The sequence below is a fragment of the Planifilum fimeticola genome (genome assembly GCF_003001905.1).
In the GTDB taxonomy this organism is placed as follows: domain Bacteria; phylum Bacillota; class Bacilli; order Thermoactinomycetales; family DSM-44946; genus Planifilum; species Planifilum fimeticola.
The window spans coordinates 1-1,079 of record NZ_PVNE01000072.1 but is presented as its reverse complement, the minus strand read 5'-3'; the positions used below and the strand labels follow the sequence as shown (position 1 = coordinate 1,079).

The following is a 1,079-nucleotide window of genomic DNA, read 5'->3' as shown; positions in this document are numbered from 1 at the left end:
CCACCCGTTCCCATTCCGAACACGGAAGTTAAGCCCTCCAGCGCCGATGGTACTTGGGGCGGGAGCCCCCGGGAGAGTAGGACGCTGCCAGGCGGATTCCCCAAAAATTTCATCTTGATATCCGCCGCGCTTTGATGTATACTAAACGTTGCCGTGAGGCGGATGATCCTCCGTAGCTCAATGGTAGAGCGCCCGGCTGTTAACCGGTAGGTTGCAGGTTCGAGTCCTGCCGGAGGAGCCATGCTCCCATAGCTCAGCAGGTAGAGCGCTTCCATGGTAAGGAAGAGGTCACCAGTTCGAGTCTGGTTGGGAGCTCCAGCGTGGCCCGTTGGTGAAGTGGTTAACACACCAGCCTTTCACGCTGGCATGCAGGGGTTCGAATCCCCTACGGGTCACCAGACGAGTTGGGGGTTGGGGAACTTGCCTCGCCCCCGACTTTCATTCGGACGGTTAGCTCAGCTGGGAGAGCACCTGCCTTACAAGCAGGGGGTCGGCGGTTCGAGCCCGTCACCGTCCACCACAGGCTGGGGAACACCGTGGAGGGGTACCAAAGTGGCCAAATGGGGCGGACTGTAAATCCGCTGGCGTATGCCTTCGTAGGTTCGAATCCTACCCCCTCCACCAACCGATGGGGAGTAGCCAAGTGGTAAGGCAACGGACTTTGACTCCGTGACGCGTAGGTTCGATCCCTACCTCCCCAGCCATTTTGCCACGAGCCATTAGCTCAGTTGGTAGAGCACCTGACTTTTAATCAGGGTGTCCCAGGTTCGAGTCCTGGATGGCTCACCACTTATGCGGAAGTGGCTCAGGGGTAGAGCACCGCCTTGCCAAGGCGGGGGTCGCGGGTTCGAATCCCGTCTTCCGCTCCAAACGCAAAGCCTTCGCGTTTAGCGAAGGCTGAGGCTATTGACAAACCCAGCGGAAAAACCGCTGGGTTTGTATGCTAATTGGAAGAAAATAGAGAAGAACAGACGGATAAAGGACCCGCCTTGGGGCCCATTGTTCCTCTTCCAAAGGAGCAAGGCCATTTTCTTGATGTTTTGGCAAACGGCAGTAAGGAGGCATTGCTCTGTTACTCT

General features: G+C 57.2%; 8 tRNA genes and 1 rRNA gene. All 9 read left to right on the top strand.

The window, feature by feature from the left end:
- Positions 1-93 (top strand): 5S ribosomal RNA (gene rrf, locus CLV97_RS17800); the annotation flags it as partial.
- A 73-nt stretch (positions 94-166) separates the two neighbouring features.
- Positions 167-241: transfer RNA gene (locus tag CLV97_RS17795), tRNA-Asn, on the top strand.
- Between the two features lies 1 nt (position 242).
- A tRNA-Thr gene (locus tag CLV97_RS17790) sits at positions 243-318 on the top strand.
- Positions 319-322: 4 nt separating this feature from the next.
- Positions 323-398: transfer RNA gene (locus CLV97_RS17785), tRNA-Glu, on the top strand.
- A 46-nt stretch (positions 399-444) separates the two neighbouring features.
- A tRNA-Val gene (locus tag CLV97_RS17780) sits at positions 445-520 on the top strand.
- A gap of 18 nt (positions 521-538) precedes the next feature.
- A tRNA-Tyr gene (locus CLV97_RS17775) sits at positions 539-624 on the top strand.
- Positions 625-629: 5 nt separating this feature from the next.
- Positions 630-704: transfer RNA gene (locus CLV97_RS17770), tRNA-Gln, on the top strand.
- Positions 705-713: 9 nt separating this feature from the next.
- Positions 714-789, top strand: a tRNA-Lys gene (locus tag CLV97_RS17765).
- A gap of 5 nt (positions 790-794) precedes the next feature.
- A tRNA-Gly gene (locus tag CLV97_RS17760) sits at positions 795-869 on the top strand.
- The last annotated feature ends 210 nt before the right edge of the window (positions 870-1,079 follow it).